The following is a 25,094-nucleotide window of genomic DNA, read 5'->3' as shown; positions in this document are numbered from 1 at the left end:
GTGGGCGCGATCACCGGAACGTTCAAGGGCTTCGGGGTCACCTTCTCGCACATGTTCAGGAAGGTCGTCACCACCGACTACCCGTTCACCCCGCCGAAGCCGGCGCCGCGCTACCACGGGCGGCACATCCTCAACCGGCACCCGGACGGGTTGGAGAAGTGCATCGGCTGCGAGCTGTGCGCCTGGGCCTGCCCGGCGGACGCGATCTACGTCGAGGGTGGCGACAACACCGACGAGCAGCGCTTCTCGCCGGGCGAGCGGTACGCCAGCGTCTACCAGATCAACTACGCCCGCTGCATCTTCTGCGGGCTCTGCATCGAGGCGTGCCCGACCCGCTCGTTGACCATGAGCAACGAGTACGAGCTGGCCCGGGACAACCGCCAGGACCTGATCTTCACCAAGGAGCAGCTGCTGGCGCCGCTGCTGCCGGGGATGGAGCAGCCGCCGCACCCGATGCGGCTGGGTGACAGCGAGAAGGACTACTACATCGGCAGCCTCACCAACCCGGGCACCTCCGCCGGAGCGGAGCGCTCGCCGATGGGGCCGGGCCGCTACCAGGTGGACGAGCACCCGGGCGTCACCTTCCCGGGTGCCGAGCAGGCCGCGCAGCGGGCCGAGGCGGAGAAGGGGGATCCGGCATGAGCACCTCGACGCTGCTCGCCGCCTCCGGTGCGGTCTCCGGCGGCGAGGCGGTGACCTTCTGGATCCTCGCTCCGCTCGCGCTGGCCGGTGCGATAGGCATGGTCGCCGCCCGCAACGCGGTGCACTCGGCACTGTGGCTGGTGCTGACCATGCTCAGCCTCGGGGTGTTCTACGTGCTCCAGGCCGGGCCGTTCATCGGCATGGTGCAGATCATCGTCTACACCGGCGCGATCATGATGCTCTTCCTGTTCGTACTGATGCTTGTCGGTCGGGAAGCCTCCGACTCGCTCATCGAGGTGCTGCGCGGCCAGCGGATCGCGGCGATCGGGCTGGGGCTCGGCTTCGCCGGCCTGCTCGGCAGCGGCGTCTACCGGGCCACGCAGGGCAGCACCCCGGTTGGCCTGGAGCAGGCCAACGCGGGCGGCAACGTGGAGGGCATCGCCCGGTTGCTCTTCACCGACTACGTCTTCGCCTTCGAGCTCACCGCGGCGCTGCTGATCACCGCCACCATCGGCGGCATGATCCTCGCGCACGTCGAGCGGCGCAAGGAGGACAAGCGCGACCAGGTGGCCACCATGAAGGCCCGCTTCGCGCCCGGCAACTACCCCGGTCCGAAGCCCGGCCCGGGTGTCTTCGCCACCTCCTCGTCGGTCGCCACCCCGGCGCGCCTGCCGGACGGGCGACTGAGCGAGCGCAGCACGCCGGACATCCTGCCGGTGCGGGAGCTGACCGCCGAGGAGACCACGCTGAAGGGCACTGAGAAATGAGTGACTTCTTCTCGGTCGAGCCGAACTACTACCTGGTCCTCGCCGCGGTGCTGTTCACCATCGGCGCCGCCGGGGTGCTGGTCCGGCGCAACGCGATCGTGCTGTTCATGTGTGTCGAGCTGATGCTCAACGCGGCCAACCTGGCGCTTGTCACCTTCAGCCGGATGAACGGCGACCTCAACGGCCAGATCATGGCGTTCTTCGTGATGGTGGTGGCGGCGGCCGAGGTCGTGGTCGGGTTGGCCATCATCATGGCGATCTTCCGCACCCGACGCTCCGCCAGCGTCGACGACGCCAACCTGTTGAAGTACTAGAGGGGCCCACCGGTGGACGAAATCATGACGTACGCCCAGGCTGCTCCGGCCGAGACCGTCTCGTACGCGACGGCGGACGGGCTGCTGAGCAGCGTCTGGCTGCTGGTGGCCATCCCGCTGGTCAGTGCGACCATCCTGCTGCTGCTCGGCCGGCGGGCCGACCGGTGGGGGCACTGGCTCGGGGTGGCCGCGGTCGGTGCCGCCTTCCTGCTCGGCCTGAGCTACTTTCTCGGCCTGCGTGGCCTGGAGAACCGGTCGGTCCAGCTGAGTCTCTGGGACTTCATCGCGGTCGGCGGTCTACACGTGGACTTCGGTCTGCTGTTCGATCCGCTGGCCGGGGTTTTCGTCCTGCTGATCACCGGTGTGGGTTCCCTGATCCACCTGTACGCGGTCGAGTACATGGCGCACGATGAGCGGCGCCGACTGTTCTTCGCGTACTTCAACCTGTTCATCGCGGCGATGCTGCTGCTGGTGCTCGGCAACAACTACGTGATGCTGTACTTCGGCTGGGAGGGCGTCGGTCTGGCGTCGTACCTGCTGATCTCCTTCTGGTACACCAAGCCGGCCGCCGCCACCGCCGGTAAGAAGGCGTTCCTGATGAACCGGGTCGGCGACGCCGGTCTGGCCATCGCGATCTTCATCATGTTCGCCACCCTGGGCACCACCCAGTACGACGAGGTGTTCAACGGGATCGGCGCGCTGGCCGGTGGCACCGTGCTGGTGCTCGGCCTGTTGCTGCTGCTCGGCGCGGCCGGCAAGTCCGGTCAGTTCCCGCTCCAGGCGTGGTTGCCGGACGCGATGGAGGGCCCGACCCCGGTGTCGGCGCTGATCCACGCCGCGACGATGGTCACCGCCGGTGTCTACCTGATCGCCCGCTCCAACATCATCTTCTCGGCCAACGCCACGTTGCAGCTGGTGGTGGTGAGCGTCGGCGCGCTGACCCTGCTGATCGGCGCGATCATCGGGTGCGCCAAGGACGACATCAAGCGGGTACTGGCCTGGTCCACGGTCAGCCAGATCGGCTACATGTTCCTCGGTGTCGGGCTCGGTGGCGCGGCGTACGCGCTGGCCATCGTGCACCTGCTGGCGCACGGCTTCTTCAAGGCCAACATGTTCCTCGGCGCCGGCTCGGTCATGCACGGCATGAAGGACCAGGTCGACATCCGCCGTTTCGGCGGCCTCTCGAAGTACATGAAGATCACCTGGCTCACCTTCGGTGCGGGCTGGCTGGCCATCATCGGCATGATCCCGTTCTCCGGCTACTTCTCCAAGGAGCCGATCATCGCCGCCGCCTTCGAGCGGGAGGGCTGGACGGCCTGGCTGTTCGGCGGGGCGGCGGTGCTCGGCGCCGCGCTTACCGCCTTCTACATGACCCGGCTGTTCGTGCTGACCTTCCACGGGCCGAAGCGCTGGACCGAGGACATCGAGCACCCGCACGAGTCCCCGCCGCTGATGACCATCCCGCTGGTCCTGCTCGGCATCGGCTCGCTGGGTGCGGGTTGGCTGCTGGCCACCTCCGTGCCGGACTGGCTGACCACCACCGCCGGGCTCGGCACGGCCGAGGCGCACCACGACGCGGTGCTGCCGCACTGGGCGATCGTGGCGCTGTCGCTGGGGGTCACCGTGCTCGGTGCGCTGCTGGGCTGGTACCTGTTCCGCAACGGGACGGCGACCTCGCCGCAGCCGGCCGGGGTGCTTGTCACCGCCGCGCGCAAGAACCTCTACACCGACACGGTCAACGAGGCGGTCTTCGAGAAGCCGGGCATCTTCCTCACCCGGGCGCTCGTCTACCTGGACAACCGGGGCATCGACGGGCTGATCAACGGACTGGCCGCTGGCGTCGGCGGCGGATCGGGCCGGCTCCGGCGGTTGCAGACCGGCTTCGTCCGGTCGTACGCCACCTCGATCCTGACCGGCGCGCTGCTGGTGGTGGCCGCCTTCCTGGCCGTACAGGCGGGGTGGTTGGCGTGATCGACCTCTTGAGGCTGTCGGCCTCTCAGGCGGCCGTCGCCGGCGGACCGCACAGTGACGACGGAGGTAAGGCCGCATAATGTCCGACTTCCCGTTCCTCTCGGTGCTCACCGTGGCGCCGCTTGTCGGCGCCGTGGTCGTCGCCCTCCTGCCGCGCAGCCGGCCGACGCTTGCGAAGCAGGTCGCGCTGGGCTGGTCGCTGCTGGTGCTGGCGCTGTCGGTGGTCATGTGGGTGACCTTCCAGGTCGGTGGCGACCGCTTCCAGTTCCGCGAGTCGTACCCGTGGATCCCGAACTGGGGGGTCAACTTCACCTTCGCCGCCGACGGCATCGCGCTCGTCATGCTGATGCTGATCGCGGTGCTGGTGCCGCTGGTGATCCTGGCCTCCTGGCACGACGCGGAGTCGTCCAAGCGGTCGGTGCCTGTCTACTTCGCGCTGCTGCTCGTCCTCGAATGCACGATGATCGGCGTCTTCGCCGCCGCCGACGTCTTCCTGTTCTACGTGTTCTTCGAGGTCATGCTGGTGCCGATGTACTTCCTGATCGGCAGCTACGGCGGCCACCAGCGGCAGTACGCGGCGGTCAAGTTCTTCCTCTACTCGCTTGTCGGCGGCCTGTTCATGCTGGCCGCCGTGATCGGCCTGTGGGTGGTCGGCGGCAAGACCTTCGACTGGGTGGCGCTGTCGCAGGTGGACATCACCACCGGGGCGGAGCGCTGGCTGTTCCTCGGCTTCTTCGTCGCCTTCGCCATCAAGGCGCCGTTCTTCCCGTTCCACACCTGGCTGCCGGACGCCGGTGGCGCAGCCCCGGCCGGTGCCGCCGCGCTGCTCGTGGGCGTGCTGGACAAGGTCGGCACCTTCGGCATCCTGCGGTACTGCCTGCCGCTGTTCCCGGACGCGGCCCAGTGGTTCGCGCCGTGGGCGCTGGGGCTGGCGGTGATCGGCATCATCTACGCGGCGCTGCTGGCCGTCGGGCAGAACGACCTGAAGCGCCTGGTGTCGTACACGTCGATCGCCCACTTCGGCTTCATCGGCGTGGGCATCTTCGCCTTCACCACCCAGGCGGGCACCGGAGCCGTGCTGTACATGGTCAACCACGGCCTCGCCACCGGGCTGCTCTTCCTGGTGGTGGGCATGCTCATCGCGCGCCGAGGTTCGGCGCTGGTGAGTGACTTCGGTGGTGCGGGCAAGCTGGTGCCGGTGCTGGCCGGCGTGCTCTTCTTCGCCGGTCTCGCCTCGCTGGCCCTGCCGGGTACCGCACCGTTCGTCTCCGAGTTCCTGGTGCTGATCGGCACGTTCACGGTCAACAAGCCGGTCGCGGTGATCGCGACGCTGGGCATCATCCTGGCGGCGGCGTACGTGCTGTGGATGGTGCAGCGCACCACGCAGGGCACCCTCAATCCCGCGCTCACCGAGATCGACGCTATGAAGCGTGACCTCAACCTGCGCGAGAAGGTCGTCGTCGCCCCGCTGATCGCACTGATCCTGGTGCTCGGCTTCTACCCGAAGCCGGTCACGGACGTGATCAACCCCGCCATCCAGGCGACCATGGAGGACGTCGGCCGGACCGACCCGGCCCCGTCGGCAGACACCGTCCAGGAGGCGATCCGGTGAGCGCCAGGAGTGAGCTTGCGAGCCCCGCAGTCGCGAACGAAAGGGCGGTCCAGTGACCGAGCTTGAACTGCCGCCGATCGACTATGCGGCGATCGCGCCGATCCTGATCATGCTGGTCGCGGCGGTGGTCGGGGTGCTGGTCGAGGCGTTCGTGCCCCGGCGGCTGCGGCATCCCGTGCAACTGCCGCTGGCGGTGCTGGCGGTACTCGCGGCGCTGACCATGGTGGTGGTCAACGCCGACAAGCGGGTGATCACCATCGGCGTGATCGCCGTCGACGGGCCGACGCTGTTCCTCCAGGGCGCGATCCTCGCCCTGTCGGCGGTGGCGCTGCTGCTGCTCGGCGAGCGGGTGGTTGAGCGGGGCGGGGCGTTCGTCGCCCAGGCCGCGGTGACCGCCGACTCGCCGGAGGACCGTCAGCAGGCGGAGAACGCCGGTGGCGCGGGTGAGGTGTACCCGCTCACCACGTTCGCCATCGCCGGCATGCTGATCTTCGTGTCGGCGAACGACCTGCTGACCATGTTCATCGCACTTGAGGTCTTCTCGTTGCCGCTCTACCTGCTCTGCGCGCTGGCCCGTCGCCGACGGCTGCTGAGCCAGGAGGCGGCGATGAAGTACTTCCTGCTCGGTGCGTACGCCTCGGCCTTCTTCCTGTTCGGCCTGGCGCTGATCTACGGTTTCACCGCCGGGCTCGGTGACCGGCAGGCGGGCGTCGACTTCGCCACCGTCAACGCGGCAGTGGCGAACTCGACGGCCAGCCCGGTGCTGCTCTTCGCCGGTATGGCGCTTGTCTCCATCGGTCTGCTGTTCAAGGCGGCCGCGGCGCCGTTCCACGTCTGGACGCCTGACGTGTACCAGGGCGCTCCGACGCCGTTGACCGGGTTCATGGCGGCCTGCACCAAGGTCGCCGCGTTCGGTGCCCTGCTGCGGGTGTTCCACGTGGCCTTCGAGGGGGCCCGCTGGGACTTCACCCCGGTGCTGGGCGCTGTGGCGGTGCTCACCATGCTCGTCGGTGCGCTGTTCGCGGTGACCCAGACCGACATCAAGCGGCTGCTGGCGTACTCGTCGATCGCCAACGCCGGTTATCTGCTCATCGGGGTGCTGGCGCCGGGTAGCGAGGGCCTCTCCGGCACGATGTTCTACCTGGTCGCCTACGGCTTCACGGTGCTCGCCGCGTTCGCGGTGGTGACGCTGGTACGCGACGCCGACGGTGAGGCGACCCACCTGTCCCGCTGGGCCGGGCTGGGCCGGCGGTCGCCGGTCTACGCCTCGGTCTTCACCTTCGTGCTGCTCGCCTTCGCGGGTATCCCGCTCACCAGCGGCTTCATGGGCAAGGTCGCGGTCTTCGGCCCGGCGCTCGACGGCGGGCAGGTGTGGCTGGTCATCGCGGGTGTGCTGACCAGCATGGTGCTGGCCTTCCCGTACCTGCGGGTCGTGGTGCTGATGTGGCTCTCCGAGCCGGGTGACAGCACGCCGACCGTGGCCGTGCCGGGTGCGCTCACCTCGGCCGCGCTGGTGATCGGGGTGCTCGCCACGCTTGTGCTCGGCGTCGCGCCGGCACCGTTGCTCGACCTGGCGTCCTCCGCCGCCGACTTCGTCAGGTAGCGGCTGACCTGCCGTTCGAGGGCCGGCCCACGCGCTGTGGGCCGGCCCTCGTCGCGTATCCCCGGTCCGGTGCAGGTAGAGCCTGTGTGGCATGGTTGGAGGCGTGGTGATTAGGGGTGGCGAAGGTTCAGGTGTCACCGGCTCCGGTGGTCGCCGGAGTCGCTCCGGCGCGGCTCAGTTCGGCGCGCTCGGGCTTCACCTCGCCGACCCGCGCAGCGAGGAGTCAGTCCTCGGCGTGCTGGCGGCGGTGGAGGCGGAGCTGCTGGCCAGCGTCGCCAGCGCCGACCCGTTCGTCACCGAGGCGGCCCGGCACCTGGTGGAGGCCGGCGGTAAGCGGTTCCGCCCGCTGCTTGTGGCACTGGGCGCCCAGTTCGGCGACCCGGCCCGGGCCGAGGTCGTCTCGGCGGCCGTGGTGGTGGAGCTGACCCACCTGGCCACGCTCTACCACGACGACGTGATGGACGAGGCGGCGGTGCGCCGGGGTGCGCCGAGCGCCAACTCGCGCTGGACCAACTCGGTGGCCATCCTGGTCGGCGACTACCTCTTCGCCCGGGCCGCGGACGTGGCGGCCGAGCTGGGTCCCGAAGCGGTACGCCTTCAGGCGCGCACCTTCGCCCGGCTGGTCCACGGGCAGATCGCCGAGACTGTCGGTCCCCGTGCCGGCGACGACCCAGTGGCGCACTACCTCCAGGTGATCGCCGAGAAGACCGGCTCGCTGATCGCCACGAGCGCGCACTTCGGTGCCCAGTTCAGTGGGGCCGCGCCGGAGCATGTGGCGGCGCTGGCCGGGTACGGCGAGACCATCGGGGTGGCCTTCCAGCTCTCCGACGACCTGCTCGACATCGCCAGCGAGTCGACGGAGTCCGGCAAGACGCCCGGCACCGACCTGCGGGAGGGCGTGCCCACCCTGCCGGTGCTCTACGCTCTCGCCTCCGACGACGCGGACGCCGCCTCGGTGCGACTGCGGGAGATCCTGGCCACCGGGCCACTCACCGACGACGCCCTGCACGCCGAGGCGCTCGGCCTGCTGCGGGAGAGCCCGGCACTCAAGCGTGCCCGCGAGACCGTCCGCAGCTACGCCGAGGACGCCCGCGCGCAGCTCGCCCCCCTGCCAGCCGACCCGGCCCGCCGCGCCCTCGAATCCCTCTGCGACCACATCGCCGACCGCACCAGCTGACCCCCCTCAATGGGTTGATCAAGAAGTTCTGGTCGCCGTGCGCGCGAATCCGGACCGAAACTTCTTGATCAGCTGGGTGAGGCGGGCCGGTGGGTGGGGAGTAGGCGGGTGGCGGTGAGCATGAGGGTGGCGGCGACGAGCATGGCGACGGCTGCGGTGAGCCACATGGCCGGGTAGCCGGCTGCGGCGGCGAGCGGGCCCAGGGCGAGGGGGCCGAGGCAGCCGCCCGCGTACACCCCGGTCTGGGTGATCGAGGTGGCCGAGGCCGGGGCCTGCGGATGCAGTTGGACCACCGCGAAGTTCATCAGCCCGGGCCAGGACCAGCCGAAACCGAAGCCGAGCAGCACGCCCACGACCAGCGCCCCGGGGCCGGCCGCCGCGAGCAGGCCGAGCCCCACCGCGCCGGCCACCAGCAGACCGGCGATCACCGCGAGGTGTCCGCCGGTGCGGCGGTCGGCCAGCCAGCCGAACCCGATCCGGGCCGCCACGCAGACCGCGCCGCCGAAGGTCAGCGTGAGCCCGGCCATCGCCGGACCGAGACCCCGGTCGACCGAGGCGTCGACCACGAAGGTGCCGAGCGCGTTCGCCGCCCCTGCGGCCAGCGTCGCGGCCACGCCGACCAGGACCAGCCCTGGGCTCGCGCCGCCGCCTCCTCCGGTGCGTCGCCGCGCGGGCTTGGTGCCCTGCGAGGGTACGGCCGGCAGGGCGGCCAGTGCGGCGCCGGCTGCCGCCACGAAGGCCCAGCGCCAGCCGACGGTGAGCGCGAGGGTGGGTACCGCTGCGCCGGCAAGCAGGGTGGAGAGCGGGATGGCCGCCTGCTTGACCCCGAACGACAGCCCCTGCCGCCGGGGCGGGACGTGCCGGGCGAGCAGGGCATTGCTGGACAGTTGACCGAGCGCGTTGGCGGTGCCGGCCACGGCCAGCAGACCGACGAGGACCGGATACGAGCGGGCCGCCACCGCCACGGCGAGCAGGCTGCCGGCGGAGACCACGATGCCGGCCCGGGCCGTCACGGCGGCACCCCACCGTTCGACGAGCACACCGGAGGGAACCGAGGCGAGGGCGCTCACCGCGAAGTTGACCGCCACGACGAGCCCCAGGCCGGCGGGGGAGAAGGCCAACTCCTCCCGCATCTGTACGGCGAGGCCGCCGACCAGGAAGACCGGCAGGACGCAGGCGATGGTGACGGTGACCGCGACGGCGCTGGCCCGGACGGGCCGTGCGGCGGTCTCCGAGGTACGCGGAGGGGCGATGTGGGTCATGGTGCGGCCAACCTACGCCAGCCGCACCTCGACGACGGAAAGTGCGTTCCACCTCACATCCTGTGTCGGATGATCATCGATCCTCCACCCGATCAGGCATTTCGCGGCGGGCCGCTTTTTCATATGGTGTAAGTCCCCGGTGGCGGAGGTGGTTGTGCGTGACCCCCTGGCGGAACCTTCGGACCTGATCCGAAGTGTCTCCCGCGCGCTTCGAGTGCTCGAGTCGGTCGGTCGTGCCCCACGGGGCCTGACGGTGAAACAGATCGCCCGACGCTGCGAGCTGACCGTGGCGACCACCTATCACCTGGTCCGCACCCTCGCGTACGAGGGCTACGTGATCCGTCGGGAGGACGGCACGTACATCGTGGGTCTGGAGGTGGCCGACCGCTACCGCGAACTGGTTGCCGCGTTCCGCGGCTCACCGGCCATCGGGGAGAGCCTGCGTCGGGCGGCTCTGGAGACCGGCTGGAGCCACTTTCTGGGCCGGTTCGTGGGTGGACAGGTGGCGATCACCGCCGTGGCGGAGGGGAACCGCTCGCCGTACCTGGAGGATCTCGTTCCCGGGTTCGACGAGGGCGCGCACGCGACAGCACTCGGCAAGGCGTTGCTCGCCACCCTCACCGCCGAGCAACGCCACCGCTATCTGCGTGAGTACGGCATGCGTCCGTTCACCAGCGCCACTCTCACCACCCCGGAGGCGTTCGAGGCCGACCTGACGGCCGGGGAGCGACGCGGAATGCAACTGGAACTGGGCCAGTTCCGGCAGGGAGTGGCGTGTGCCGCTGTTCTGGTCAGCCCGGACAAGGACATGGAACGGCGCACGGTGCTTGCCTGCGCGCTGCCGGCCAGCGAGATGATGACCTCCGCACGGGTGGTCCGGACGAAGCTGCTCACCGCCGCGCGTGCCATCGCCGACGGCCTGGCCGCGGACACCTGATCGGTAGCTGCCGAGACGGCCCCCTCCCTGGTGGGGAGAGGGCCGTCGGAGTGGCGGCCGGCGCGAGCCGGGGCGGGGTCAGCTACCGACCGGTCCGCCGTCCAGCCGCCAGGTCACCACCACGCCCGGCTTGGCGTAGTCGCCGTCGGGCCAGGTGGAGGCCGGGTTGTCGACAGTTGCACCGGTGATCTCGCCCGGGTGCTGCACGGCCACGAAGACCGAACGCTCGTCGTCGGTGAAGAACGGGCCGCAGGTCTCCGCGCCGACCGGCACCGTCAGGAACTGCTTCAGGTGCCCCCTCTCCGGTCCTTCGACGGGGGTGGCGAAGAGACCGTCGTTGCTGCCCAGGGCGTTGCCGTCGGTGGAGATCCACAGGTTGCCGGCCCGGTCGAAGAGCAGGTTGTCCGGGCAGGAGATCGGCGACACCTTGGTCTTGTCGTACCCGGCGAAGTAGGTCGACGGGTCGGCCGGATCGCCGCAGTTGATCGGCAGTGACCAGTTGAACGTCTCCGCGGTGTTGTCTCCCCGGTCCTCGACCAGTTCCAGGATCTGCCCGTGCCGGTTCGCCGTACGCGGGTTGGCCTCGTCCGGTGCCGGGTTGCTGCCGACCCCACGGTTGCTGTTGTTGGTGAGCGCCACGTACACCTTGCCGGTGCGCGGGCTGATCTCGACCTCCTCGGGACGGTCCATCTTGGTCGCGGCGACCTTGTCGGCGGCGATGCGGGTGAAGGTCAGCACCTCGGCGGCGGTCATCCCGTCCACATGGGAGCGGTTGCCGCTGACGAGCTTGATCCAGCGGCCCCGACCGTTGAAGGCGCCGTCGCTGGGCAGGGTGCCGGAGCCGTCGATCTCACCGGCACTTGTCTGGTCGAGCTTGGCGACGTAGAGGGTGCCCGACTCCAGCAGCGTCAGGTTGTGCTTACGGGCGACCCACGAGTCACCCTTCATGAACTTCTTGTCCGACACGAACTTGTAGAGGTAGTCGAAGCGCTCGTCGTCGCCCATGTACGCGACGACGTGCCCGCTGCGCGCCACGATGACGTTCGCGCCCTCGTGCTTGAACCGGCCGAGCGCCGTGTGCTTGCGCGGGCGGCTCTCCGGGTCGAACGGGTCGATCTCGACGACCCAGCCGTGCCGGTTGGCCTCGTTGGGGTGCTTGGCGAGGTCGAAGCGCTCGGCGGCCCGGTCCCACTTGCGGCTGCCGCTCGGGTACCGCGCGGTGGTGCTGATGCCGTAGCGGGCCAGCCGGGCCTTCTCCGACTCCGGCGCCGCGTCGCCACCGACGAAGTACTGGTTGAAGTTCTCCTCACCGGACAGCACGGTGCCCCACGGGGTCACGCCGCCGGCACAGTTGTTGAGCGTGCCGATGACCGTACGCCCCTTCGGGTCGGCGGCCGTCTTCATGAACGACGAGCCGGCGGCCGGGCCGGTCAGCTCGAACTTGCTGCTCAGCGCGTCGACCCGGCGGTTGTACGGCCGGCGGCCGGAGCCGACGACCCGCCACTGGCCGGTCCCGCCGACGCGCTCGATCTCCACCACGGACATGCCGTGCGCGGCCATCGCCACCTTCACCTGCTCGACGCTGAGCGCGTCCTGGCTGGTGAAGCCGGGGAACATCAGGTCCTCGTTCGTGTACTCGTGGTTGACCACGAGCAGGGCCCGCTTGCCGCCCTTGTCCAACGGCAGCACACCGACGAAGTCGTTGTTGTAGCCGAACTGCTTGGCCTGCGCTGTGGCGGTTTGCCGGTGCAGGTTGAACTCCGGCGCGCCGGGCACCACCGGGTCGCCCCAGCGGATGATCACGGCGTGGTCGTAGCCGTTCGGGACGACGAACGTGTCGAGGGTGTTCGGCGGGATCGGCTTGAAGCTCAGGGCACCGCTGCCCGGACGGCGGCCGGGCGCGGTCGACTGACCGGCCGGAGGCACCGGGGGGACCGGGGCCGCGGCGGCGGGTGCCGCGCCGGCCAGCGCGCCGGCCGCCGCGCCGCTGAAACCGAGCACCAGGGCGCCGACCGCCCCGGCGCGAACCACGCCGCGGCGGCTGACCTCGGCGTTCACCACGTCACCGAAGTAGGCGTTGTCGGAGGTGTTGGGTACCGGGTGGTCACAGGCGTTACCGCAGCGGTAGAGGCAGGTCATGGCGTCGCGGCTGCCGTGGCGGGGGGTGCCCAGCAGCGGGAGCAGCCGGGGACGGTCGCTCATGGGGAGGATCCTCCTGAGGGTCGGTGCACGTCGGTGCAGGTCACCGACGCGTACCCGCCGGACGCTAGGGCGGTGCGGTGAGCGTGGGTCGGCGTCGATGTGAACCAGCGATGAACTCCACCCCCGGGAATCCCAGGTTTGAGCTGGGAATGAACCGATAGGCGTGACAGCACGTATCTCAGGTCGTAACACCGCGCCCGCTCGCGCCGAGAGCGAGGAGAACACCATCAGCGACCACGACGCCCACCTGCTGCGCGCCCTGCATGACGAGCATGCCGACGCGCTGTACGCGCACGCGTTGCGGCTGGTCAACGGCGACCGGCAGCGCGCCGAGGACCTGGTGCAGGAGACGCTGCTACGGGCCTGGCGGCATCCGGAGTCGCTCGACCCCCGGCGTGGTTCGGTGCGCGCCTGGCTCTTCACCACCGCGCGCAACCTCGCGATCGACGCCTGGCGGCGGCGGTCCACCAGGGTCGGCGAGGTCTACACCGACGAACTTCCCGAGCCGCCGGAGGTCGTCGACGAAACCGAGCGAGCCGTCGAGGCGTGGACGGTCGCGGAGGCGCTGAACCGGCTCAGTCCGTCGCATCGCGATGTCCTGGTGGAGTGCTTCTACCAGGGGCGATCGGTCTCCGAGGCAGCCTCCCGGCTGGGGGTTCCACCGGGCACGGTGAAGTCCCGCACCCACTACGCGCTGCGCTCCCTGCGGCTGGTCCTGGCCGAGATGGGGGTGACCGGATGAACCGTTGCGAGTTCGCGTTCGACGACGGGGCGTACGTGCTGGGCGCGCTCTCCCCAGCCGATCGCGTGAGCTACGAACGGCACCTCGTCGACTGCCCGGCCTGCCAACAGTCGGTTTCCGAGATCGCCGTGCTGCCCGGCCTGCTCGGCCGGTTGGACCCGGCCAGCCTGGAACAGTTCCTGCCGCCGCCGGAGAATCCCCGGGTGCCCGAGCTGCTCACCGCCGCCCGGGAGCGCCGACGCCGCGAGCGGCAGGCGGGCCGGCTGCGGTACGCGGTCATCGGGCTGGCCGCCGCCGCGTTCGCCCTGGTGGTCGGCTTCGGGGCGGCCACGCTGCTGCCCGGCCAGGGGCCGAACGCGCCGGGCGGCCAGGTGCGGATGGTACAGATGCAGCCGGTCGCCGGAACGGTGCCGGTGCACGCCGAGATCGGGTTGACCGGCACCGACTGGGGCACCGAGGTGACCATGCACTGCGGCTACGACGAGCGGGCCGGGTACGGCAAGGCGAACGCCTTCCGGCTGGTGGCGCACGCCGGAGACGGTTCTCAGGAGCAGATCGGTTCCTGGCTGGCCGCCCCCGGCGACGACCTGCGGATCACCGGGGCGACCCGGTTCACGAACGCCGAGCTGGTCCGGCTGGAACTGATCCGTGCCGACGGCACTCCGGTGCTCGCCTACGAGGTCCGCTGAACCGGCAGCTGACCGTCGGGCGACCTCAGCGGCCCGCGATTCAGCGCCGCGGCGAGGCCGGCGCTGCGGCGAGGCCGGCGCTACGGCGAGGCCGGCGCTGCGGCGAGGTCAGCGGCTGGTGGCGACCGCCGCCGTGGCTGGCACGGTGCCGTCCAGGCGCAGGCGGCGGGTGTGTCGGGCCTGGCGTACCGCGTCGGCGGTGAAGACGATCAGGGCGAGCCAGACCAGGGCGAAGCCGGCCAGCCGGGCCGGCGGCATCGGCTCGTGGAAGATCAGTACGCCGCAGCCGAGTTGGAGGATCGGCGCCACGTACTGGAGCATGCCGAGGGCGGTGAGCGGCAGCCGGTTGGCGGCCCCGGCGAAGAGCAGCAGCGGGATGGCGGTCAACGCCCCGGCGAGCACCAGCAGGGCCGTGTGGCCGGCCGAGACATGACCGAACGCGGCCTCACCTGTGGCGGCGAGCCAGCCGAGGTAGCCCAGGGCGGGCAGGGACAGCACTGCCGACTCGACGAACAGGCCCTCCGCCGCCGGTAGGCCGAGGCGCTTCTTCACCAGGCTGTACCCGCCGAAGGAGAAGGCCAGGATGAGCGCGAGGTACGGCAGTCGACCGTAGTCGACGGCGAGTACGGCCACCGCCGTCGCGCCGACGCCGAGTGCCAGCCACTGCGCCCGGCGCAGCCGCTCGCGCAGCACCAGCACCCCGAGCAGGACCACCACCAGCGGGTTGATGAAGTAGCCGAGGGCGGTCTCCACCACCCGGTCGGAGTTGACGCCGTAGATGTAGGTGAACCAGTTGACGGCGATCAGCGTGGCTGCGGCCCCGATCCCCGCCAGCGTCCGGGGCCGGCGCAGCAGGGCACGCAGGAAGCCGACGTTGCGTAGCGCGACGAGCAGCAGCGCGACGAAGGCGACGGACCACACCACCCGGTGGGCCAGGATCTCCAGCGGACCGGCCGGGCGCAGCAGCTTGAAGTAGAGCGGAAAGAACCCCCACAGCAGGTAGGCACCAAGTCCGTAGAGGTATCCGAGGCGGAGCGGCGTCACCGCTCCACCGTAAGGGGCCCGGGCGGCTGTCGATCCTTGCTGGTGAGCGGGCTCACGGCCTGGTCGCGCTGGTCGAGCTCCATCCATCTGTCGGCGCGTACGCCGCCGAAGCCGACCTTCTCGTACACCCCGTGGGCGTCGTTGGTGGCCAGCAGGATCCGGCGTACGCCGAGCTCGGCCAGATGGTCGCGGACCGCGCCGGCCAACCAGGTGCCCAGCCCGTGACCTCGTTCGGCCCGGTCGACGTAGACGTCGCAGAGGTAGGCGAAGGTGGCCCGGTCGGTGATGACCCGGGCGACCGCGACCTGTCGGCCGTCCGTCGGCCGGTACACACCGAACCCGATCGAACCGGCGAACGCCCGCGTCACCGTCTCCCGGTCACGCCCGAGCGCCCAGTACGCGTCCCGGCAGAGCCAGGTGTGGACGAGATCCAGATCGAGTCGGGCCGGATCGGTGCTGATCGTGTAACCGTCGTCGCGGGTCAGTGTGCGCACCCCGCCGAAGCTAGTGCCTCGGATCAGGGGGTTCAGCAGCCAATTCCCGCGATATGGCCGAACCCGGGGTGCCGCCGGTGGCCACCGTCGCTGCGGTGGCCACCGGCGGGCGCGGCGGAGCTGGTCAGTCGCGATCCAGGATGGCGCCGAGGATCCAGGTGACGATGCCGACGAAGAGCGCCCCGAGCACCGCCGCCGGCCAGAAGCCGTCGACGTCGAAGGGCAGCCCCACCTGGTCCGCGATCCAGCCGGTGAGCAGGAACAGCAGGCCGTTGACCACGAGTGCGATCAGGCCGAGGGTGAGCAGGTAGAAGCCGCAGCCGACGGTCTTGATGATCGGCTGGAGCACGCCATTGACCACACCGAAGATGACCGCGACGAGAATCAGCGTCAGGATCGTCTCGGAGATCGAGTCCGAGTCGAGCGAGATACCGGGAATGAGCAGTGTGGCCAGCCAGAAGGCCACCGCCGTGGCGCCGACCCGGATCAGTAGACCTCTCAGAAAACCCATGGCGGGCATGGTGTCACGGCGGACGCGTGGGCGGAACCCACGAGATCATCCTGCTCGCCGCAGGGCTGCGGTGCCGATGAGCTGCGACTCGATCGGGGTGCAGGCGAGCAGTGCCCAACGCAGAGCCCGCCGGTTGACCACGGCGACCATGTCGTGGCGGATCCTGGTCAGCAACTCCGCCGCGTCGCCGAGCCCCAGCGCGTTGCCGGCGACCGTGGCCTCCGCCTGGCTGAGCGGTTGCAGCACCGCCAGGTCGGCCCGGCTCAACGCGTCCGCGTCGGCCGAGGTCAGCACGTCGCGGACCAGCAGCGTGGTCTGCCAGGTGGTGCCCGGCCGTGGACCCGCGAGCGGTGGTGCGTCAAGCACCACGAGCACCGGGTTAAGTGGCGTGCCTGGTGCTCCGGGCACCGGGCGGTCCGGTGGGATCAGCGGAACAGGTCCGTCCGGCCCGCCGACGCCCCGGACGAACCGCTCCCAGACGTGCGGCCGGCCAGTCTGGACGACCACCCGGGCACCCAGCGCCATCGCGCGCGCGGCGACCAGTTGGGCGACGGGCACCCCACCGACGAGGATCAGCCGGGTGCTCTCCGGCCGGAACAGTCGGACGGTGACGGCGTGGCCGTGCCGGTTGGCACCGAGCTTGAGCCCGCCGGCACCGCAGGGCAGCTCCAGCGGCGGATTCCCGGCGGTCGGCGGCGCTGCCCCGGGCAGCGCCAGCGGCAGCGTGCCGGCGAGGCCGGCCCACTGCCCGCCGTCGAGCCGTTCCACAGCGGCGCCGTCCGTGGCCACCGTCCGCCGCAACTGTCGAGCCGCGTCGGAGAGCTCGGCGGGTGTCGTCGCGGCCAGCCGTACGATCAGGTCGGTGGTTGCCGGGCGCTGCGTGCCGGTGTGCAGCGACACCGTGATCGCGGTCGCCGGCAGCGCCCACAGGCGGGGCAGCAGCGCGGCCTCCGCATCGCCGTCCGGCCACCGGCGCAACCGGAAGCTGGTCTGCAGCAGACCGCCGCACCGGACCGCCTGCCAGGACTCCCGAACCGGACGCCCGTCGTGGTGGGCGAACTCGGCGAGCACCCGCCGGATCGACTGCTCGCCCACCGGTCGCACGGTCAGCGGGCGCAGCCGCCTGACGATTCGTCGGACGGTACCCGCGAGGGCGTGCCGCAGCGCCTCCTCCGGCCAGCCCCACGCCCGCGTCACCCGTACCGCCAGCACCGCCCGTTCCCAGCCGGGCAGCCGCCCGTCGGTGAGCTGACGGTAGGAAACGGCAGCCGCGCCGCCGCCGGCACCGACCGCCGGTGCCGGCGTACCGGTCAGCAGGAGTTGTACGCGTACGGGCGGCGTCTGGTCGGTTTCGGCCGGGAGCAGTGACGCGGGTGACGGCAGGGACCTCCCGCCGTCACCGAGCAGGTCGGCCGGGTCGCCGATCTCCAGCAGCGCCACCAGGCCGTCCGGGTCGTCCAACACGGAGGCGGCACCACCGCCCCACTCGACGGAGCGGACCACCGCGTGCGGGGCCACCTGGCCGAGCAGCTCGGCCGAACCGGAGTGCCGCCGGGTGGCCCGCCGACGGGCCAGGTAGCCGATGCCGGTGACCAACCACTCGTGCAGCCATCGGTGGCGAACCCGGAACCAGGTCACCGTGAGCAGCCCGGCCACCACGAGCGCCGCCGTGACCGTCGTCAGGGGACCTCGGCCCGGGACAGCGATCATGCCCGCTGCCGCCACCTGGGTCGTGACGATCTGCCCGGCCCGGAGTCGGGACGACCGACGGCGAGGTCGTCGCCGTGGCCCGGTGGGGGTGATCCGACGTCCGGCGCCTGGTGACGGATCGTCGGAGCGCGGGCTGTCGGTCGCGGCCGGGTGGGGCGGAGTGAAGGTCGTCGCCACCGCACCCCTCCCCGAACCCGGTCACCCTTTGCGACCCGACCGCCGCCCATCGTAATCACCGTCGATCGATCGCGTTGTCCACAGGGGAGGACGGTGGGGTAGCAGAACCGCGACGGTGTAGCTACTCTCAGCGACGAGTTCTCGTTGGCCCATCCCGCGTCGTGCTCGCTCTCCGGCGTCGTGGGTGGTGCGTTCTTCGCCGTAGGGCCAGCCACGATCGAGGAGACGAGGTGACGTCCCAGGTGTCTCAGACCCAGGCAGAGGCCGCGGTGATGCAGCAGACCGCGGCGAAGTTCGAGCAGACCGACCAGTCGTTGCAGTCGATGCTCAGCGGACTGCTGGTCCAGTTGGAGATCCTCCAGCAGGCCTGGCGTGGCGCTGGCGGCCGGTCGTTCGAGCAGGTCAAGCGGAAGTGGGCGGAAGACCAGGCCGGTCTGCAGCAGGCGCTTCGGGAGACGGCGGGGGCGATCCGCACCGCCGGCACGCGGTACGACGCATCGGACACCGAGGCGGCCACCCGGATGGCCGCCACCAACCGTGGCGGCATCCAACTGCCGCTCTAGCCCACTACCCCAGGGAGAAGACTTCGATGGAGCACGGTGTGCTGGTCGTCAACTTCGCCGCACTGCAGCAGGCCAGCGCGGACATCCAGCGGGCGTTGAACACGCTTGACGCACAGCTCGGCCAGTTGGAGCGCGATGCGGCGCCGCTTGTCGCCAGCTGGTCCGGCACGGCCCAGCAGGCGTACGAGCAGCGGCAGGCGCGGTGGCGCAACGCCTCGCAGGACCTCCAGGTGATGCTGCGGGACATCAAGCTCGCGGTGGACGAGTCCGCGGCGGACTATCTCGACACCGAGAAGCGGAACACCGGCCTGTTCCAGTGAACCTCCACGCCCAGCGGGGTGACGCCAGCTGGCGTCACCCCGCGTCGCGGTCATGGTCGGCCGGGGCGCCAGCGCCGACGGATCCCCCGAGGCAGCACCGCCGCGAGCACCACGACGGCGGCCACCATCGACACCCCCACGCCGCTGAGCAGCAGTGCCCGGTGCCGCGCGTCGAGCCGACGGTCCTGCTGCGCCAGCAGCGCCGGATCGGGCCGGTGGTCGGCCAGCCCGGTCGCCGCCGCCCGGGCGCGCCCGGGCACCGGTCCGGTCTCGGTCACCGCCCGGTACGGGTTGAGCACTCCCGCGCCGTGTCCGCTCCCGGGCGCCGGATCGGCGGTGGCGATGATCCGCCGGGTCACCTCCACCGCGCTGAGGTCGGGGTGGTAATGGCGCAGCAGGGCTGCGGTGCCCGCGACGAAGGGTGCCGCGTAGCTGGTTCCGTCGGCGCTGCGGTGACCCTGTCCAGGGGCGGCGACCAGCACGTCGGCACCGGGAGCGAGGAGATCCACGTGGGCGCCGGGGAGCGAGAAGTCGGTCCGCAGTCCGTCCGCGCCGACCGCGCCGACCCCGATCACCCCGTCGTAGCTGGCCGGATAGGGGCGCGGTGCGGCCCCACCGGAGAGGTTGCCGGCGGCGGCCACCACGACCACGTCCCGACTGACCGCGTAACCGACCGCCGCGCGAACCGTGGGATGGTCGGTGTAGAGCACGACGGAGAGGTTGACCACGGCGACGCCCCGGTCGACAGCCCAGCGGACCGCCCGGCCGAGGTCCTCGGGCGCTGCCGTGCGTCCCGTGCCACGCCCGTCCACGACCTGCTGTTCACTGACCCGCACCGGCAGGATCCGGGCCTGCGGCGCCAGCCCACGGAAGCTGGTCCCGACGCGTGGTGCGGCGGCGATGATGCTCGCCACGCCGGTGCCGTGACCGACGCAGTCGAGCCTGCCGTCACCGCCGGCGTCGAGCAGGTCGGTGCCGGCGAGCACCCGTCCGGCGAGTTGGGGATGCCGTCGGTCGACGCCCGAGTCGACCACCGCCACCGTCACCCCGGCACCTGTGGCCAGCTGGGCGAGTCGCTCCGGGGCGTACCGTTGCTGCGGCCATGGGGGCGCGGAGACCGGCCGGGCCGGTGCCGGTGGCGACGGGCATCCCGACGCCGCTCTGGCCGGCGCCCCCGCGACCACGAACGTCGGGCCGGCCAGCAGGGTCGCGACCAGACCCACCCGGAAGACGTACGGCCGGCGCCGACGAATCCGCCGGTGTCGCCGCGCACCTCGCACCCGGGACATCGACGGCCTCCGTATCGTGTCGACACCGCAACGGAATGTTACCGGTTGGTGGGCGAACCGGGCCGGCCGCCGCCTGCCTGGCATTGTGATCTTGTGATCACCTTGTAGGTTGTATCCGATAACTGTGGCCTGTGCCCGGGAGGAGGGGTGGCCGTGACCGACTGGGAGCCGGCCACCGGGGCCGAGGCGGCGATGCGCGACGCGCTGCACGGCAATGACCAGCAGCTTTACTTCCGGATCCTGTCCGGTGTCGAGCTGCTGCTGCCGGTCTCCGCCCAGGCGGCCGCAGGGCGGACTCCGGTGGGCTGGGGCACCTGGACGACCGGCGGCCGGACGCACGTGTTGGCGTTCACCTCCGCCGAGGCGATGCGCGCCTGCCTCGGGGAGCACGCCGGCCCGAGCCGCCGCACCGGGTACGCGGAACTGGCCGCGAGCTGGCCCAATCACGAGTGGTGGCTGGCGGTGAATCCGGGCCTGCCGATCGAGGGCTATCTGCCGGCCTGGTACGTCTCCCAGCTGTCCCGGGGCGACGTCCGGCTGCCCGGGCGTACGGTGGGTGCCCGGGCCCGGCTGGAACGGGTGGAGGCGCTGAACCGGGCCCGTGACGCCGCCACCACCCCGCCCGCCCCGGCGGCGCCGAATCCGCTCGCCCCGCCGCGACCGCCCGGCCCGGTCCGGCCGACGCAACTCTCCCCGGCACCGCCCGTGGTGCCGGCGGCCTTCCAACTCCCTGAGGTGCCGCTGGCGGCGTCGGGCACGGTCACCGGCCCGCGACCGGGGCCCGCCGACCGGCCACCCGCCCCGGCGCAGCCCGACAGCGGCGGGGTGGGCCGTGCCGGCGGCCAGCGGTCGGGTGGTCTCGGTGGTCCCCGGCCGGACGGTTCAGCCGCCATGGACGGTCTGTCGCCACGACGGCCGCCCTCTCCCGGGCGGAACGAGGAGCCGGCGTCCGCCGGGCCGGGCTGGCCCGCGGCACCGGAGCGGCCCGGGCCGCTCACCAACGGACGTCCGGCCGACACCGGTGCCGAGCAGCCGGGCCAGCGATCCTTCTTCGAACCCGCGAACGGTCGTTCGACGCATCGCGGTGACCGCCTCGCCGATCGGGCCACACCGCCGTCCCGGTTCCGGGGCGGTCAGCCGTTCCCCCGCCGGGGGCCGGCCGGCGAGCCGCAGTCCGACGGGCCGACCCGTGCCTTCGTCTTCGACGACAACGATCAGGCCGCCACTCGTCCGCAGCCCGGCCCGGCCGAGGAGGCGACCCAACCGCTGCCACCGCCCGACGGGCCGGTCCGGCCGCTGCTGGTGAGTACCCCCGCTGGCTGGGCGGCGCCGGGCGGTGGTGACCCGACCGCCGGTGGCGCTGGTGATCCCACCCAGGCGCTCCCCCGCCGCCAGCCGGTGGAGGAAGAGCCGACGTCGGTGGCCGAGCCGGTCTCCGGTCCGCCCGCGCCACGGCGCGGGTTCACCCCGATCGTCATCGAGGGCACCATCATCGAGGCGAGGGACCTCACCCTGACCAACGGCCAACCGGCGCAGCCGGTGGACGAAGGGCCACCGGGCGGCGGCGGAGGAGGGCGCTGGCCCCAGCCGGGCCAGCCGTCGGCCCGTCCGGCACCGGAGGACGCCGAGCTGGCGACCCCGCACGTGCCACCCGCGCCGGAGCCGGCGCTACGCTTTCCGGCCGCCGACCCCGAGCCGACGGTACGGTTCCCGACCCCCCGCCCGGAGCCGACGGTGCCGGGATCCGAGCCGACCGTCCCGGTGCCGACGGCGCCGCCTGAGCCGACCGCCGCAGTGCCCCCGGCACCGCCGGAGCCGATAGTCCCGGTCCGGACGGTGACGCCCGAGCCGACGGCGGCTCCACCGTCGGCCACCCCGGCACCGCCCAGCCGGGCCCGGACGGACAGCGACGCGGGCACGGCACCGCCGGTCGAGGCCCACCCGGCTGCCGACCCGGTCACCGGGACGCCCTCGCTGTTCACGCCGGTGTCCGCACCACCGTCACCGCCTTCGCCACCGCCACCGCCACCGCCCCCGGCGCCCGGGCCGGCCACGCCGCCGATCGCCGAGGCACCCACGGCGCCCGAGTCCCCGGCGCCCGGTCCCGAGTCCGGAGCGAACACCGCGCCCGCCGCCGGTCCGCCCTTCCAGCCCGCGAACGAGGTGGAGGAGGACCTGTACGGTGCCGCGGACGCCGGCAGCACCGACACCTTCCTGTCCACGCTGCTGCTGGCCCGGGTCCTGATGCCGGTCGCGGCCGAGTCCGCCCCCGGTAGCCGCCCCGGCGAGACCGGCTTCGTCTGGCCGACTGTGCAACTGGACGGGCAGACCTTCGTGGTGGCCTACACCTCGCCGCAGCGCCTCGCCGACCACACCGATCCGGCGGCCGAGACGGTCCAGGTCCGCTTCGTTCAGCTCATCCGCAGATGGCCGGACCCGTCATGGTCGTTCGCCGTCAACCCCGGCACCCCGGTGGGTGCGAAGCTGCCCGGTGAGCAGCTCGTCGGGCTGGCCAACTGGGCGGCCGAACTCGGCCTCGGTGACGACGCCGAGCCCGAGCCGGTGGCCGAGGCCCCCGCCCCGGCGAGCAGCCCACGGCAGGCGGCCCCGGCGGGTGACCTGGCCCGGCCGATCGTGATGCAGAAGGCGATCGCGTCGAGCCAGCTCGGCTACTACCTGGAACGGGGCTACGACCGGGTCTCCGGGTTCGTCCACCGGGCGAGCGAGCTGGCGCATCTCACCACCCCGGCCGCCCTCTACCAGGCGCTCGGCCTCGGCCACCCCGAGTCGCCCTTCACACCGGACGCCGAACAGATCTACGTGCTCCGGTGGCCGGCGTACCGGCCGAGCCTGTACCGGATCCCCTACGGCGGGCAGAACGAGGCGGCCATGCGGGCGATGGAGGGCTGGGTCATCGAGCGGCCCCCGTTCCGGGGCAACGGCTTCGCTCCCGGTGAGGGCAGTGACGTGCTGGCGGAGTTCAAGGTGGACAGCGTCCGGCTGCCGCACGGTGCCCAGCTGGTACGCATCGACGCCGCCGGCACCGAGCGGCTGATCGCCGTGCTCGACGCCGACACGCTCTCCTGGCAGGAGGTCGGCGAACGGTGATGCGCGACGGCTACGTGGCGCGCTGGCGCGGCCGGGAGTTCCAGGCCAGTCCGGACGGCAGCGAGGTCCGGCTCTACCAGCCGGAGGCCACCGAGGGTTTCACCGAGGTGCGCCCCGGCCGGCACGTCCGGGTCGTCCCGGCAAACGAGATCGAGGAGCTGGCGTACGTCCGGACGACCTGCACCTGGAAGGGGCAGCCGTTCATCGTGCTGGCCGAGCACGACGGGTGGCTACGGGTCGAGTACACCGGCGGGCGCTGGCCCGTCGCGCAGGCGATGCGGCTGGAGGCCTTCGACTTCGGTGTCTACCAGGGCTGGGCACCCGTCCGCGAGGTCACCGACGTACGCGAGCAGCGGGTCTGAGGCCGTCCGCCCGGTCAGGACTTCGCCCACCGGAGGATCTCGCCGAGCACCAGGTCCGGTGTCTCCAGGTGCGGGAAGTGCCCGACCTCGTCGAGCAGCCGCCACTCGTACGGTCCGCTGACGTAGCGCCCGGAGCCCTGGGCGGTGCGTGGCAGCGCCGCCACGTCCCGCGCGCCGTGCAGTTGCAGGGTGGGGGCGGCCAGCGGGCGCTGCATCAGCTTCACGAACCGGTAGCCGTGCAGCCGCAGTACCGACCGGAACGCCCACCGGTAGCCCTCCAGGGCGCAGAAGGCGGCCTGCGGAATCCGCATCGCCTCCCGGTAGCGCTGGGCGTAGTCGGCGAAGTCCGAGCTGGTCACCCAGCGGCGGCCGGCCCAGCGGCGCATGATCTCCTCCACCGCCCGGCCGTCGTCGCGGGTGAGCAGATGTTCGTACCGGGGCAGCTGGAATCTCAGCGCCGGTGTCGACGCGGCGAACTGACCGCGTGGGTCGGCGAAGATGGCGGCCCGCAGCCGCAGCGGGTGCGGGGCACCGAGCACCACCAGCCGGCGTACCAGGTTGGGGTGGAACGACGCCGCAGTCCACGCGATCATGCCGCCGGCACCGGTACCGACAACTGTGGCCGACCGCTCGCCGAGCGCCCGGATCAGTCCGGCCACGTCGGCCGCGAGGGTGTAACCGTCGTACCCCCGGGGTGGTTTGTCGCTGGCGCCGTAGCCGCGCAGGTCCATCGCGACGGCGCGGAAGCCGGCGTCGGCGACCGCCGGCAGCATCCGGTGCCAGGCCCACCAGTGCTCGGGGAAGCCGTGCAGGAAGAGCACCATCGGCCCGGTACCCGCCTCCACCACGTGGAAGCGGCTGCCGTTGGCACCCACGAACCGGTGCGTCCACGGCCCCTCGGTGAGTACGCAGGACTCGTCGACGGCATCGCCACGCTGCTCGGTCATGTGCGACAGCCTAGGGCCTGGGTCGACGTCGCTTGTCGCGCCGAGGCGTGGTCGATGCGGCGGCGGGCGTCGCGGAGGGTGGCGCGGCCTCGTCAACCGACAGGTGTCATCTTGAGGATGCTGAGCGGGATGCCCGGGCCGCAGTCCACCTCGGCCGTTGCCGTGGCGGTGGTCACCCGTACCCAGGTGCCGGTGGCGAAGGTGCCCTTGTCGACGCCGTGCAGGGCGTACTCGCGGCCGTCGTCGGTGACGAGTGTGTAGCAGGGGCCGCTGCCGCCCTGGCTGAGCCGGCCGGCCAGGACATTCGTCTTGCGTAGTTCGGTGGGATGGCGCGGCGGTGCCGTCGGGGTGCCGATCAGCGGCGGGTCGGTGGGCGACAGCGTTCCACCGGTACGCCCGGAGGGTGGCTGACCTGTGGTGTCGTCGGCCCGGTCGTCGGGGCTGCCCGTCGACGGGCCGCCCGGCTGGCGCTGATCGGCGGTCACGGTGTCTCCGTCCGGCGCACCGCAACCGGCCAGGGCCAGCAGCGCGACGAGGCAGGCCGCCGGCACTCGGGTGCGGGTGGTGGTGGGCACAGGGGTACGACGGGCGCAACGTCGCATCGGTTCCCGGTGGCCCGGTGCCGGGAAGGGTGATGCCCCGGGCAGGTGG

Annotated in this window: 23 protein-coding genes; 14 read left to right on the top strand and 9 right to left on the bottom strand. The window is 71.7% G+C overall.

All coding sequences use genetic code 11. The features are described 5' to 3' along the window. The 7 genes from nuoI (at position 1) to CLT74_RS20075 (ending at position 8,086) form a co-directional block, all read left to right on the top strand. Positions 1-642, top strand: coding sequence for an NADH-quinone oxidoreductase subunit NuoI (gene nuoI, locus CLT74_RS20105; protein WP_099847903.1), 642 nt, complete (start codon positions 1-3; stop codon positions 640-642). Then, a complete protein-coding gene (locus CLT74_RS20100; protein ID WP_099847902.1) occupies positions 639-1,409 on the top strand; it encodes an NADH-quinone oxidoreductase subunit J in 771 nt (256 codons plus the stop codon). The genes nuoI and CLT74_RS20100 overlap by 4 nt, the downstream gene beginning before the upstream one ends. Further along, positions 1,406-1,723, top strand: coding sequence for an NADH-quinone oxidoreductase subunit NuoK (gene nuoK / locus CLT74_RS20095; RefSeq protein ID WP_013731028.1), 318 nt, complete (start codon positions 1,406-1,408; stop codon positions 1,721-1,723). Before CLT74_RS20100 ends, nuoK begins: the two co-directional genes overlap by 4 nt. Before the next feature lie 24 nt (positions 1,724-1,747). Beyond that, positions 1,748-3,694: an NADH-quinone oxidoreductase subunit L gene (gene nuoL, locus CLT74_RS20090; protein WP_099852454.1), complete on the top strand. Its 1,947-nt coding sequence runs from the start codon at positions 1,748-1,750 to the stop codon at positions 3,692-3,694. Positions 3,695-3,773: 79 nt separating this feature from the next. Continuing rightward, positions 3,774-5,306: an NADH-quinone oxidoreductase subunit M gene (locus CLT74_RS20085; protein ID WP_099847901.1), complete on the top strand. Its 1,533-nt coding sequence runs from the start codon at positions 3,774-3,776 to the stop codon at positions 5,304-5,306. A 52-nt stretch (positions 5,307-5,358) separates the two neighbouring features. Further along, positions 5,359-6,909 carry an NADH-quinone oxidoreductase subunit NuoN gene (nuoN, locus tag CLT74_RS20080; protein WP_099847900.1) on the top strand — a complete coding sequence of 517 codons (1,551 nt, stop codon included), beginning with the start codon at positions 5,359-5,361 and terminating at the stop codon, positions 6,907-6,909. 91 nt (positions 6,910-7,000) lie between these two features. After that, positions 7,001-8,086, top strand: a complete 1,086-nt coding sequence (locus tag CLT74_RS20075) for a polyprenyl synthetase family protein (RefSeq protein WP_099847899.1) — start codon at positions 7,001-7,003, stop codon at positions 8,084-8,086. A gap of 68 nt (positions 8,087-8,154) precedes the next feature. Here the strand turns inward: CLT74_RS20075 and CLT74_RS20070 are convergent, their stop codons facing one another. Next, entirely contained in the window at positions 8,155-9,348 is a 1,194-nt protein-coding gene (locus CLT74_RS20070; protein WP_099847898.1) for an MFS transporter, read from the bottom strand. A gap of 154 nt (positions 9,349-9,502) precedes the next feature. On the opposite strand from CLT74_RS20070, the gene CLT74_RS20065 reads away from it, so the two are divergent. Continuing rightward, the gene (locus CLT74_RS20065) at positions 9,503-10,285 is read left to right on the top strand and encodes an IclR family transcriptional regulator (protein ID WP_099852452.1); all 783 of its coding nucleotides are present in this window, start codon (positions 9,503-9,505) and stop codon (positions 10,283-10,285) included. Between the two features lie 78 nt (positions 10,286-10,363). Here CLT74_RS20065 and CLT74_RS20060 read toward each other — a convergent pair whose 3' ends face one another. Then, positions 10,364-12,487 (bottom strand): PhoX family protein, encoded by a 2,124-nt coding sequence (locus CLT74_RS20060; protein ID WP_099847897.1) that lies wholly within the window; start codon positions 12,485-12,487, stop codon positions 10,364-10,366. 247 nt (positions 12,488-12,734) lie between these two features. Here CLT74_RS20060 and CLT74_RS20055 point away from each other — a divergent pair, with 247 nt between their 5' ends. Together CLT74_RS20055 and CLT74_RS20050 are read left to right on the top strand one after the other, a co-directional pair. Further along, the gene (locus CLT74_RS20055) at positions 12,735-13,229 is read left to right on the top strand and encodes a sigma-70 family RNA polymerase sigma factor (RefSeq protein WP_486582747.1); all 495 of its coding nucleotides are present in this window, start codon (positions 12,735-12,737) and stop codon (positions 13,227-13,229) included. Next, entirely contained in the window at positions 13,226-13,918 is a 693-nt protein-coding gene (locus tag CLT74_RS20050; RefSeq protein WP_099847896.1) for a zf-HC2 domain-containing protein, read from the top strand. The genes CLT74_RS20055 and CLT74_RS20050 overlap by 4 nt, the downstream gene beginning before the upstream one ends. Before the next feature lie 108 nt (positions 13,919-14,026). Here the strand turns inward: CLT74_RS20050 and rarD are convergent, their stop codons facing one another. The 4 genes from rarD to eccE all read right to left on the bottom strand — a co-directional run bounded on the left by rarD (position 14,027) and on the right by eccE (position 17,677). Continuing rightward, complete coding sequence (gene rarD, locus CLT74_RS20045) at positions 14,027-14,962, bottom strand: EamA family transporter RarD (protein ID WP_099847895.1); 936 nt, start codon at positions 14,960-14,962, stop codon at positions 14,027-14,029. Beyond that, a complete protein-coding gene (locus CLT74_RS20040; RefSeq protein ID WP_099847894.1) occupies positions 14,959-15,456 on the bottom strand; it encodes a GNAT family N-acetyltransferase in 498 nt (165 codons plus the stop codon). The genes rarD and CLT74_RS20040 overlap by 4 nt, the downstream gene beginning before the upstream one ends. A 124-nt stretch (positions 15,457-15,580) precedes the next feature. After that, on the bottom strand, positions 15,581-15,967 hold the full coding sequence (locus CLT74_RS20035) for a phage holin family protein (protein WP_099847893.1): 387 nt from the start codon (positions 15,965-15,967) through the stop codon (positions 15,581-15,583). Positions 15,968-16,012: 45 nt separating this feature from the next. Next, complete coding sequence (gene eccE / locus CLT74_RS20030) at positions 16,013-17,677, bottom strand: type VII secretion protein EccE (protein WP_486582427.1); 1,665 nt, start codon at positions 17,675-17,677, stop codon at positions 16,013-16,015. Between the two features lie 419 nt (positions 17,678-18,096). Between eccE and CLT74_RS20025 the strand changes: the two genes are divergently transcribed. After that, complete coding sequence (locus CLT74_RS20025) at positions 18,097-18,417, top strand: WXG100 family type VII secretion target (RefSeq protein ID WP_099852445.1); 321 nt, start codon at positions 18,097-18,099, stop codon at positions 18,415-18,417. 26 nt (positions 18,418-18,443) lie between these two features. Then, the gene (locus CLT74_RS20020; RefSeq protein WP_099847892.1) at positions 18,444-18,737 is read left to right on the top strand and encodes a WXG100 family type VII secretion target; all 294 of its coding nucleotides are present in this window, start codon (positions 18,444-18,446) and stop codon (positions 18,735-18,737) included. Between the two features lie 50 nt (positions 18,738-18,787). On the opposite strand, the gene mycP is transcribed toward CLT74_RS20020, so the two are convergent. After that, positions 18,788-20,026: a type VII secretion-associated serine protease mycosin gene (gene mycP / locus CLT74_RS20015; RefSeq protein WP_099847891.1), complete on the bottom strand. Its 1,239-nt coding sequence runs from the start codon at positions 20,024-20,026 to the stop codon at positions 18,788-18,790. 153 nt (positions 20,027-20,179) lie between these two features. On the opposite strand from mycP, the gene CLT74_RS20010 reads away from it, so the two are divergent. Continuing rightward, entirely contained in the window at positions 20,180-23,134 is a 2,955-nt protein-coding gene (locus CLT74_RS20010) for an SseB family protein (protein ID WP_486582426.1), read from the top strand. Further along, complete coding sequence (locus tag CLT74_RS20005; RefSeq protein WP_099847890.1) at positions 23,131-23,496, top strand: hypothetical protein; 366 nt, start codon at positions 23,131-23,133, stop codon at positions 23,494-23,496. The genes CLT74_RS20010 and CLT74_RS20005 overlap by 4 nt, the downstream gene beginning before the upstream one ends. Positions 23,497-23,510: 14 nt before the next feature. On the opposite strand, the gene CLT74_RS20000 is transcribed toward CLT74_RS20005, so the two are convergent. Together CLT74_RS20000 and CLT74_RS19995 are read right to left on the bottom strand one after the other, a co-directional pair. Continuing rightward, positions 23,511-24,443 (bottom strand): alpha/beta fold hydrolase, encoded by a 933-nt coding sequence (locus tag CLT74_RS20000; protein WP_099847889.1) that lies wholly within the window; start codon positions 24,441-24,443, stop codon positions 23,511-23,513. A 92-nt stretch (positions 24,444-24,535) separates the two neighbouring features. Beyond that, a complete protein-coding gene (locus CLT74_RS19995; protein WP_099847888.1) occupies positions 24,536-25,018 on the bottom strand; it encodes a hypothetical protein in 483 nt (160 codons plus the stop codon). Positions 25,019-25,094: the final 76 nt, after the last annotated feature.

The sequence above is a fragment of the Verrucosispora sp. CNZ293 genome, assembly GCF_002754655.1.
This window is presented reverse-complemented; position numbering and strand designations above follow the sequence as displayed.

Coding starts and splice junctions, on each gene's coding strand:
- CLT74_RS20100 (WP_099847902.1), top strand. CDS start 639: ATGAGCACCTCGACGCTGCTCGCCGCCTCCGGTGCGGTCTCCGGCGGC.
- nuoK (WP_013731028.1), top strand. CDS start 1,406: ATGAGTGACTTCTTCTCGGTCGAGCCGAACTACTACCTGGTCCTCGCC.
- nuoL (WP_099852454.1), top strand. CDS start 1,748: ATGACGTACGCCCAGGCTGCTCCGGCCGAGACCGTCTCGTACGCGACG.
- CLT74_RS20085 (WP_099847901.1), top strand. CDS start 3,774: ATGTCCGACTTCCCGTTCCTCTCGGTGCTCACCGTGGCGCCGCTTGTC.
- CLT74_RS20075 (WP_099847899.1), top strand. CDS start 7,001: ATGGTTGGAGGCGTGGTGATTAGGGGTGGCGAAGGTTCAGGTGTCACC.
- CLT74_RS20070 (WP_099847898.1), bottom strand. CDS start 9,348: ATGACCCACATCGCCCCTCCGCGTACCTCGGAGACCGCCGCACGGCCC.
- CLT74_RS20060 (WP_099847897.1), bottom strand. CDS start 12,487: ATGAGCGACCGTCCCCGGCTGCTCCCGCTGCTGGGCACCCCCCGCCAC.
- CLT74_RS20050 (WP_099847896.1), top strand. CDS start 13,226: ATGAACCGTTGCGAGTTCGCGTTCGACGACGGGGCGTACGTGCTGGGC.
- CLT74_RS20035 (WP_099847893.1), bottom strand. CDS start 15,967: ATGGGTTTTCTGAGAGGTCTACTGATCCGGGTCGGCGCCACGGCGGTG.
- eccE (WP_486582427.1), bottom strand. CDS start 17,677: ATGATCGCTGTCCCGGGCCGAGGTCCCCTGACGACGGTCACGGCGGCG.
- CLT74_RS20020 (WP_099847892.1), top strand. CDS start 18,444: ATGGAGCACGGTGTGCTGGTCGTCAACTTCGCCGCACTGCAGCAGGCC.
- mycP (WP_099847891.1), bottom strand. CDS start 20,026: ATGTCCCGGGTGCGAGGTGCGCGGCGACACCGGCGGATTCGTCGGCGC.
- CLT74_RS20000 (WP_099847889.1), bottom strand. CDS start 24,443: ATGACCGAGCAGCGTGGCGATGCCGTCGACGAGTCCTGCGTACTCACC.